The organism is Massilia sp. UYP34 (assembly GCF_056279385.1).
In genome coordinates this window covers 58006-67482 of record NZ_JBWBRF010000021.1, presented here as the reverse complement: position 1 = coordinate 67482, position 9477 = coordinate 58006, and the positions used below count along the sequence as shown (strand labels likewise).

10 protein-coding genes and 2 tRNA genes are annotated in these 9477 nt (G+C 66.7%); 4 read left to right on the top strand and 8 right to left on the bottom strand.

Features of this window, described 5'->3' with window-relative positions; genetic code table 11:
• Positions 1-9 precede the first annotated feature (9 nt).
• Positions 10-94, top strand: a tRNA-Leu gene (locus ACZ9AQ_RS21265).
• 47 nt (positions 95-141) lie between these two features.
• Positions 142-226 (top strand) — tRNA-Leu (locus ACZ9AQ_RS21260).
• 91 nt (positions 227-317) lie between these two features.
• On the opposite strand, the gene cueR is transcribed toward ACZ9AQ_RS21260, so the two are convergent.
• On the bottom strand, positions 318-725 hold the full coding sequence (gene cueR, locus ACZ9AQ_RS21255; protein WP_429205026.1) for a Cu(I)-responsive transcriptional regulator: 408 nt from the start codon (positions 723-725) through the stop codon (positions 318-320).
• A 110-nt stretch (positions 726-835) separates the two neighbouring features.
• Between cueR and ACZ9AQ_RS21250 the strand changes: the two genes are divergently transcribed.
• The gene (locus ACZ9AQ_RS21250; RefSeq protein WP_429205027.1) at positions 836-1042 is read left to right on the top strand and encodes a hypothetical protein; all 207 of its coding nucleotides are present in this window, start codon (positions 836-838) and stop codon (positions 1040-1042) included.
• An 81-nt stretch (positions 1043-1123) separates the two neighbouring features.
• The gene (locus ACZ9AQ_RS21245) at positions 1124-1702 is read left to right on the top strand and encodes a phasin family protein (RefSeq protein ID WP_429205029.1); all 579 of its coding nucleotides are present in this window, start codon (positions 1124-1126) and stop codon (positions 1700-1702) included.
• A gap of 224 nt (positions 1703-1926) precedes the next feature.
• Here the strand turns inward: ACZ9AQ_RS21245 and tssA are convergent, their stop codons facing one another.
• The 7 genes from tssA to ACZ9AQ_RS21210 all read right to left on the bottom strand — a co-directional run bounded on the left by tssA (position 1927) and on the right by ACZ9AQ_RS21210 (position 9349).
• Positions 1927-2916, bottom strand: a complete 990-nt coding sequence (gene tssA, locus ACZ9AQ_RS21240) for a type VI secretion system protein TssA (protein WP_429205031.1) — start codon at positions 2914-2916, stop codon at positions 1927-1929.
• 10 nt (positions 2917-2926) lie between these two features.
• A complete protein-coding gene (gene tssH, locus ACZ9AQ_RS21235) occupies positions 2927-5599 on the bottom strand; it encodes a type VI secretion system ATPase TssH (RefSeq protein ID WP_429205032.1) in 2673 nt (890 codons plus the stop codon).
• Positions 5600-5637: 38 nt separating this feature from the next.
• Positions 5638-6108 (bottom strand): type VI secretion system baseplate subunit TssE, encoded by a 471-nt coding sequence (gene tssE, locus ACZ9AQ_RS21230; protein ID WP_429205034.1) that lies wholly within the window; start codon positions 6106-6108, stop codon positions 5638-5640.
• Positions 6109-6202: 94 nt separating this feature from the next.
• Positions 6203-6694 carry an Hcp family type VI secretion system effector gene (locus tag ACZ9AQ_RS21225; RefSeq protein ID WP_429205036.1) on the bottom strand — a complete coding sequence of 164 codons (492 nt, stop codon included), beginning with the start codon at positions 6692-6694 and terminating at the stop codon, positions 6203-6205.
• A gap of 33 nt (positions 6695-6727) precedes the next feature.
• The gene (tssC, locus tag ACZ9AQ_RS21220; protein WP_429205038.1) at positions 6728-8230 is read right to left on the bottom strand and encodes a type VI secretion system contractile sheath large subunit; all 1503 of its coding nucleotides are present in this window, start codon (positions 8228-8230) and stop codon (positions 6728-6730) included.
• A gap of 1 nt (position 8231) precedes the next feature.
• Complete coding sequence (gene tssB, locus ACZ9AQ_RS21215) at positions 8232-8747, bottom strand: type VI secretion system contractile sheath small subunit (RefSeq protein WP_429205039.1); 516 nt, start codon at positions 8745-8747, stop codon at positions 8232-8234.
• 26 nt (positions 8748-8773) lie between these two features.
• Positions 8774-9349: a tetratricopeptide repeat protein gene (locus ACZ9AQ_RS21210; RefSeq protein ID WP_429205040.1), complete on the bottom strand. Its 576-nt coding sequence runs from the start codon at positions 9347-9349 to the stop codon at positions 8774-8776.
• Positions 9350-9477: the final 128 nt, after the last annotated feature.

Genomic DNA, 9477 nt, shown 5'->3' with positions numbered 1-9477 from the left:
TGTTTCAGTGCCCACGTGGCGGAATTGGTAGACGCGCATGGTTCAGGTCCATGTGCCGCGAGGTGTGGGGGTTCGAGTCCCTCCGTGGGCACCAAAATCTACCTGTTTGTAAAAGCAGTATCGTTGTACGGTTGTTTCAGTGCCCACGTGGCGGAATTGGTAGACGCGCATGGTTCAGGTCCATGTGCCGCGAGGTGTGGGGGTTCGAGTCCCTCCGTGGGCACCAACATCTACCTTGTTTTACCGGACTTCTGGTCCCGCAAAACGCCGTAGCCTTCTCATGAGGACTACGGCGTTTTGCGTTATGCGCCCTCTTTTCATCGCGCCGCCAGGTCGTCCAGGATCGGGCATTCCGAACGCGCGTCGCCATGGCAGGATGCGGCAAGGCTTTCCAGCGTCCTGCGCATCGCTTCCATCTCGGCGATCTTGCGATCCAGCTCGGCGATATGCGCCAGCGCCATCGCGCGCACGTCGGCGCTGGCCCGGTGCTTGTCTTCCCACAGCGCCAGCAAATCCCTGATCTGGTCCAGAGAAAACCCGAGCGCGCGGCCGCGGTGGATGAATTGCAGCGTCCGCACGTCCTGTTCGCTGTACAGGCGATATCCGGCCTCGGTGCGGCGCGGCGCTTTCAGCAGGCCGATCGATTCGTAATGGCGGATCATTTTCGCCGACACGCTCGACGCACGCGCGGCGTCGCCGATGGTCAATGCTTGCGGTTGCTGCATGGTGTGCTCCCGGTGTTTCCCGACTTTTCCAGCGCCAAGCATACACCTTCCCATGGTAGTAAGCTCAAGCCGCGCTTGACTTGCAGCCGCGAACGTCCGAGCATGGACCCATGCAGATTCTCCGACCCGCGGCCCTCGGGCTGGCACTCGTCCTCATCCTGTCTTACGCCCTGGCCGGGCCGGCGCCCTATTACCAATGGCGCAGCAAGCTCACCGGCGAACTGGCCTGTTCCCAGACCCCGCTGGGCGAAGGCTGGGAAAAATCAAACGGTCCCTATCGGGACATGCGTTGCGAAAAACTCATTGTTGTTAAATAATGAAAGCGGAAGGCGCGCAGTTTCGACAAACTTCGCCGCCCCATTTCATACCATAACAGAGCAGCCACTGAGGAGACGACCATGTTCACCAGCCCGGAGCAGTTCGCAAACGCCACAAAAACCTTGTTCGACCTGCAGATGCAGACCTTCAACGCCCTGGCCGGCAAGACCGTCAAGGGCGTCGAGCAGGTCGTCGCCCTCAACCTGAACGCCGCGAAGAACTCGGTCGACAGCACGATGGCCGCCGGCCGCAGCATGGCCGAAGCCACCCAGGCCGGCAATCCGAAAGCCGCCTTCGACGCGCTGGCCGCGCGCATGCAGCCGGCCGCCGGCGTCACCAACGCCGCCGAATACGCGGCCCAGCTCAAGGTCATCATCGACGAGATGCACGATGAGTTCCGCGGCGCCGCCGACGCCCACGTGGCCGAAGCGAAGAACACGCTGTCGGCGCTGATCTATGACGTCACCCAGAACGTCAAGCCGGGCTCGGAAAACGCGGTCGACATCATCAAGGCCGCGATCGAGAATGCCTTCAAGGGCTACGAGCAGGTGACCCAGGCCACCCGCCAGGCGGTCCAGACCGTGGAAGCGCAGTTCGAGCGCGCCAGCGCGATCGTGACGCCGGGCGCCGCCAAGACCGACAAGGCCGGGCAGGAGTAAGCGCCCCCCGTGGACGTCCTGCGTCACGGCGCCAATGACGTCAAGGTAAGGCGAAAGTCTTCCTGAGTTGGCGTAAAAAGTCAGCGTAAAACCGTCGTTCCTGCGAAGGTGGGGACCCAGTCTTGCAAGCGTTTCGACGACGTTTGCAGAACTTGGGTCCCCGCCTGCGCGGGGACGACGTAGTTGACGGCTAGCTCAGCCAGCTTGACTTGACGGTATCAGCGTCACGGCGCCGGATCTTCGATCCCCAGCAAGTCTTCCAGCCGCGCCAGCGAGGCGTCATCCTTGATCACCGAGCGCAGCCACGCGTGCAGCGGCTGCTCGCCCCAACGCGCGGCTTTCTCGGCCAGGTAGGCCACCGGGCTGTGCGGCTCGGTGCGGCGGAAGAATTCGGCCACCTGGCGCAGCTGGGCCAGCGCCTGGTCGCGGTGCGCCAGCTGCCCGTCGATCCGCAGCGGCGGCGCGAGCGGCGCGACTGCGCCGCCGGTCGCCACCGTTTCGGGCAGCGCCGGCGCCGTGCCCGCCATCGCTACCGGTCCGAGCAGGTCCGCGACGTCGTCCAGCGCGGCGCGCCCGACGCTATAGCCCGGCCCATCGGCGCCGAGCTGGCCATCGACCACCCGTTCCAGCGCCTGCAACGCGTCCCGGCAGGCTTCGCAATCGGCCAGCAGCGCCTGCACGAAGGGGACCTTGCTGCGCGCGCGCGCCGTCTCCAGTTCGGCCACGGCGTCCGGCCCCTTCGCGCGCGCGACTTCCCAGGCCTGCAGGGTCAGCACGCCGTTCTCGGCCAGCGGCATCGTCTTGACCAGCGGCGCGATGCGGCCCGCCAGCCAGGCCAGGTTGCCGATGCGGCGCTCGAAGCCATCCTCGTCGGCCTGCGGGTGCAGCCCGTCCCAGTAACGCTCGCACAGCGCCGCCACCAGATCCAGGCCCTCGGCCAGGCCGCGCATGCCGCCGGTCTTCGCATTCGCCTCGACCAGCCACACGGCCAGTTGCAAGTCCTTGCTACGGGTCTGCAGCAAGCCGGTGCAGCGCTTGCCGACCAGCTTCCAGTCGGCTTCCTTGAGCGCCGTGACCCAGGCGCCCTGCTCCAGCGAAGGATCGTCGGCCAGGCGCGCGCGCGCGATCTCGTCGACCTCGGGCGAAAACGCCAGGTCGTCGCCGCAGGGATTCTCCGGCGCGATCGGCGCCAGCAACGCATCGATGTCCAGCATGGCGCCCTCCTCAGGCTTCTCTCGGTTCGATCAGGTACTTGAACTTACCGGCCTTGGTGGCGCCGACCTTCACGCGGGCGATGCCGCCGCCTTCGGCCATGCGCGCCAGCACGTTGTCGGCGATCTCCGGCAGCAAGGTGCCGTTCAGGACGTTGTCGACATTGCGCGCGCCGGAGTCGACCTCGGTGCAGCGCTGCAGGACCGCCTCCACCAGCGCGTCGTCGTATTCGAATTTCGCCTTGTGGTTGTCCAGCACGCGTTCGCCGATGCGCGCCAGCTTGAGACGGATGATGTTGGCCAGCACCTGGTCGCCGATCGGGTAGAACGGCACCACCGCCAGGCGGCCCAGGAAGGCCGGCTTGAAGTGCTTCATCAGCGCCGGCCGCAGCAGCTCGGACAGCTGCTCGGGCGTGGGCAGCTCGTTCGAAGCCTTGTTCAGGCACGCCGCCATCAGCTGGCTCGAGCCGGCGTTCGAGGTCAGGATGATGATCGTGTTGCGAAAGTCGATCTGGCGTCCTTCGGCGTCGTCCATCACGCCCTTGTCGAACACCTGGAAGAACATCTCGAGCACGTCCGGGTGCGCCTTCTCGGCCTCGTCGAGCAGCACCACGCTGTAGGGATTGCGCCGCACCGCCTCGGTCAGCACCCCGCCCTCGCCGTAGCCGACGTAGCCCGGCGGCGAACCTTTCAGGCCGGAGACGCTGTGCGCTTCCTGGTATTCGCTCATATTGATCGTGATGAGCTTGCGTTCGCCGCCGTACAGGATGTCGGCCAGCGCCAGCGCGGTCTCGGTCTTGCCCACGCCCGAGGTGCCGACGAACAGGAACACGCCCTTCGGCTTGTTGGGATCCATCAGGTTGGCGCGCGCGGTGCGCACGCGCTGGGCTACCACATGGCTGGCATGGCCCTGGCCGAGGATGCGCTCGTCGAGCATGGCCTTCAGGTTGACCACGGTGCGGATCTCGTCCTTGACCATGCGCCCCAGCGGGATGCCGGTCCAGGCGGCGACGATCTCGGCCACCGTGTGGCCGTCGACCTGCACCGGCACCAGCGGGGCTTCGCCCTGCAGGCTGCGCAAGGCGTGGTTCAACGCGCGCAACTCCTTCGCGCCACCGTTCTCGTCCCGGCTGCCGGAAGCCTCCAGCTCGGCGCGCAGCTTGCCGATCTGGTTGGCCAGCGCCTGCTCTTCTTCCCACCGGCGCTGCAGCATCTCCTGCTCGGCCGCGGCGCTGGCGCGCTGCTGGCCCAGTGCCGCCAGCACCTCGGCGTGGTTGGCGCCTGCGCTGGCGTCGCGGTTCAGGGCGCTGATGCGGGCGTCCAGCCGTTCGATGCGGCGCACGCAGTCTTCCAGTAGCGCCGGGGTGGCGCTTTGACCCAGCGCCACCTTGGCGCACGCGGTGTCCAGCACGCTGATCGCCTTGTCCGGCAGCTGGCGGCCGCTGATGTAGCGGTGCGACAGGCGCACCGCCTCGGTAATGGCGTCGTCGTAGACACGCACGCCGAAGTGCCGCTCCATCAGCGGCGCCATGGCGCGCAGCATGGCCGCCGCCGTGTCCTCGTCCGGCTCCTCGACCTTGACCACCTGGAAGCGGCGCGCCAGCGCGGCGTCCTTCTCGAAATACTTCTTGTATTCGCCCCAGGTCGTGGCCGCGATCGTGCGCAGCTCGCCGCGCGCCAGCGCCGGTTTGAGCAGGTTGGCGGCGTCGTTCTGGCCAGCCGCGCCACCGGCGCCGATCATCGTGTGGGCCTCGTCGATGAACAGGATGATCGCATGAGGACTCTTTTTCACTTCCTCGATCACATTCTTGAGGCGGTTCTCGAACTCGCCCTTCACGCTGGCCCCGGCCTGGAGCAGGCCCATGTCGAGCGTGTGGATCTCGACGCCCTTCAACACGTCCGGCACGTCGTCCTGGGCGATGCGCAGCGCCAGGCCCTCGACCACGGCGGTCTTGCCGACGCCGGCCTCGCCGGTGAGGATCGGGTTGTTCTGGCGCCGCCGCATGAGGATGTCGATCGCCTGGCGGATTTCCATGTCGCGCCCGATCACCGGGTCGACCTTGCCGTCGCGCGCGCGCCCGGTCAGGCAGGTGGTGTACTGGTCGAGGGCCGGCGTGGCGCGGGCGGCGGCCTGGCTCAGTTCGGAGGCGGCGTCCGGCCCCGCGCCCCCCGTTTCCTCTACCTCGAGCGCGCTCGCCTCGCTGGAGCCGCGCGTCAGCCGCTCCAGGTCGTGCTTCAGGCGGTCGAGCGGGAAGCGTGCGAACAGCGGCGAGGCACGCTGCGCCAGCTGCGCCAGCGACGGCTCGGTCAGCAGCGCCAGCAACAGGTGGCTGCTGCGGATCCGGTTCGGCCGGCCGGGGTTTTCTCCAATCGTCAGCGAGGCGATCAGCCAGGCATGCTCGAGCAGCAGCGGCAGGTGGCGCGAGAACACGGGCGTGCGTGCGCTGCCGGTGGCGAAGCGCCCCACTTCGCGCCGCAGGTCGGCTTCCAGGCCGGTCAGGCTGATGTCGCACTGGCGCGCGATCGCCGCCAGGTCGCTGCCCGGCTGCTCGATCAGGCCCAGGAACAGATGCTCGACCTCGACCTCGTACTGGCCCAGCCCCATGCAGATGCTGGCGGCGCGGGTGGCGGCTAGGCGGGTGGTGTCGTTCAGCTTGGAGATGAGCGTCTTGAGGTTGATGTCCATCGTGGCTCCCTTATCGTAGTGGCGTGGTGGCGCCGCCTTCAGCCCTTGGGCGGCCGGGCGCTTCGGTTGATCTCGTAGTGCAGCGAGGACGGCTGCAGCACCGCATTGAAGTTGACCGGCTCGAGCAGGCCGTCGACCGCCAGGCGGGCATGGATCGCGAAATGCAGGCGGTTGACGTCGCCCGCCGCGGGCTCGAGCACGGCGCGCGCGTCAACCAGGCGCGGCTCGTGGGTGGCGATCGCGTCCTCGATGCTGGCGCAGACGGCGGCGCGGTCGACGCTGCTGGTCAGGCAGAAACCGGCGAAGTCGATCAGGCCGTAGTGCAGGATCGAGGCGCGCGCCGCCGGATAGCCCTCGAGACGGGTGACGTCCAGCGCGATGCGGGTATTGAGCAGCGCTTCCAGGTCGCGCGCGACGCTATCCTTGAGCTGCTCGACGCCCAGCGCGGCGCCGGTCGCGCCGTCGTCGACCATCAGGCGGTCGAGCAGGCCCGGCGTGAAGCCTTTCATGGTGCCTCCCGGGGATGGCGGATGCGCGGTAAAGCGAATGGCAATGCGGCGGCGGCCGGCGTGGCCGCCGCGCGGGCGAGAACGGCGGCGCCGTTCAGGCGACCTTGTTGGCCGCCAGGTCCCAGCCGCCGGAAGTGTTGCCGCCGGCGCCGCCGGTGACCTTCTGCTGGGTGTACTTCCACTTGATCTTCGAGAACTTCAGGCCGACCTGCTCCTGGATGATGCTGCCTTCGGACACGCTGGGGCTGATGCCGCCGATCAGCACGTTCTCGAGCTCGATCTCGAAATACTTGATGCGCTCGCCCTGGCCGTCGGCGCGCATGAATTCCAGCTTGGCTTTCGGGATCGTCTTGCCGGCCGAGCAGGTCTGCAGCAGGATCGGCGACGACAGGTCGGCCAGCTTGGTCAGCGCGATCTCCTGGTGCTCGCAGCGCTCGGCCGTGTGGCCGCCGCCGGTGGACGCGGTGGCCGAACGCGGCTGGGTCACGCCCCACGACACCGAGGTGCACTCGATCCAGTCCTTGTGCTTGTCGTCCATCGATTCGCCCTTGATCCCGTCGATCTGCAGGTACACGTCAATTGCCATGTTCTACTCCAAGTTAGTGAAAGATTAAAGGTGCTAGCTTTTGGTCGACTGCGGCAACTCCGCGACCAAACGGAGCGAAACGGAGAGTTCGTCGAGCTGGAAGTGCGGCCGCAGGAAGGACACGGCGCGGTACACGCCGGGGCGGCCCGGCACCTCGGACACCTGCACGCTGGCTTCGCGCAGCGGGAATTGCGCCTTCTGGTCCTGGCTCGCGTTATCGTCGAGCAGGACGTATTGCGTCAGCCAGCGGTTCAGGTAATCCTCGACGTTCGACGCGGCGGCGAAGCTGCCGATCTTGTCGCGCATCATGGACTTCATGTAGTGGGCGATGCGCGAGACGGCGAAGATGTACTGCAGCTGCGACGACAGCACGGCATTGGCATTGGCCGCCTCGTTGTTGTACTTGCGCGCCTTCTGCGCCGACTGGGCGCCGAAGAACGCCGCGTACGAGGTGTTCTTGCAGTGGACCAGCGAGATGAAGCCGAGGTCCGACAGTTCCTTTTCGCGGCGGTCGGTGATCGCGACTTCGGTCGGGCACTTCAGCGCCACTTCTCCCTCGTCGGTCTTGAAGGTATGGGTCGGCAGGTTCTCGACCAGGCCGCCGCCCTCGACGCCGCGGATCGCGGCGCACCAGCCATAATCTTCAAACGCGCGCGTCAGGCGCGCGCCGAAGGCATAGGCCGCGTTGCACCACAGGTATCTGGAGTGGTCGCTGCCATCCACGTCCTCGACGTAGTTGAAGCCCTCGGTCGTCATGCCGTCGGCCGGGTGGTATGGCAACCGCCCCAGGAAGCGCGGCAGGCACAGGCCGACGTAGCGCGCATCCTCGGATTCCCTGAACGCCTTCCACTTGGCGTATTCGACGGTGTCGAACACCTTGGCCAGGTCGCGCGGCTTGCCCAGGTCGCCGAAACTCTCGACGCCGAACAGCTCGGGGCTGCTCGAAGTGATGAACGGCGCATGGCTGGCCGCGGCCACGTGCGACATCTGCTCGAGGAAGTAGATGTCCTCGGGCTGGCGCGAGATCTCGAAGTCGCCGATCAGGGCGCCGTACGGCGCGCCGCCGAAGGTGCCGAATTCTTCTTCGTAGATCTTCTTGAACATCGTGCTCTGGTCGAACTCCATGGCCGACTGGAAGTCCTTCACCAGCTCGCGCTTGCTGGCATTGAGCATGCGGATCTGCAGGTTGGCGCTCGTGGTGCTGTTCTTGACCAGGTAGTGCAGGCCGGTCCAGCTGCGTTCGAGCTTCTGGAATTCGGGCGCATGCATGATGCTCGACAGCTGGTCGGAAATCATGCGGTCCAGTTCCGCCAGGCGCGCATCGATGGTGGCCGACAGGTTGGACGAGATCACCATCGTCCCCTGCATCACCTGGCTCACCAGCTCCGAGATCAGGTCGCGCGCGCGTTCGTGCTCGCTGCTCGACGCCGCCACGCGGCTTTCTTCGACAATCTGGTCCAGCAGCGAGGCGTCCAGTTCCGGCGCGCCGTGCGCCGCGCCCGCCGTGGCCTGGGTGGATTCGAATACCGCCGCCATCTCACTCTCCCCTTTCGTCATCGGGGCGCGACTTGCGCAGGCCGTCGAGCCGTTCGGTGTTGCTCAGCACCTCGGTCAGGATGTCCTCGAGCTTGTCGTTGCCGGCCAGCTTGTTGCGCAGGTCGGCCAGCTTGGTGCGCGCTTCGAGCAGGCCAGCCAGCGGCGCCACCTGGCGCACCACCGACTCGGGCCGGAAGTCGTCCATCTCGCGAAACTGCAGCTGCACCCCGAACTGGCCGCCCTCCGGCGACAGGTGGTTGTCGACCTTGAAGGTGGCGACGGGCGCGACGGCGCCCAGCACCTCGTCGAAATTGCCGGCATCGACATTGACGAACTTGCGGTCCTTGAGGCGCTTCTTCTCGGCCCCCGGGTCGACGCCGAAGTCGCCGACCACGCCGACCACGAAGGGCAGCTCCTTGTTCTCGATCGCGTCGCCGATCTCGACGTCATAGGTCATCTGCACGCGCGGCGCGCGCACCTTCTGCAAGCGCTTCTGAACGCTTTCGCTCTTGGCCATGTCGACTCCAGTGGGCAATGATGGGGTTACTTCAATACGTCGAACGGACTGCCGCTGGCGGCCGCCGGACGCGGCGGGGCCGCCACCGCTGGCTGGCTCGGGGTCCTGCGGGTCGCCGCACGCGCGGCGGGACGGGGCGTGACCAGCACCTCTTCGCCCAGGCTGGTGCGCAGCAGCTTGGCCAGGTCTTGCGCTTCGCTGCGCACCGAACCCTGCAGATTGTTCTTGCGCGTCAGGTCCGCCAGCGCCTTGCTGGCCACACGCAGGCCGCTGACGGCCAGGATGCTGTAGGCCAGCGTGTCGTCGGGATCGCGCGCCAGCGCTTCCTGCGCGCTGCTGATGGCGTCGCCGTACTGGGCGGCGTCGAAACGGATCTGGGCCATGCGCACCCAGGGCTTCTTGTCGACTGGATGCGCCACGCTGGCCGCCTTGAGCAGGCTGACCGCCTTCTCGCCCTGCCCGGCCGCGAGGGCGGCATCGGCTTCGGCATAGATGTTCTCGGACACGGCGGCGCGCTTGGCGGCGGTGCCCGTGCCATCGGTGGCGCACCCGGCCAGGGCGGCGACCCCGAGCAGCAGGGGTAACAGGCGTTTGCGGATCATGCTCGTCTCTCCAGTGGGTGAACAAGCCCCCATTATTCGCATCGCACTTTTCAGGAAGTTGTGCACTGTCAATGAAAAGCGAGTTCAACCAAGGACTGTTGGGTATCGCTTGCGTTTGCGCCGGGTCA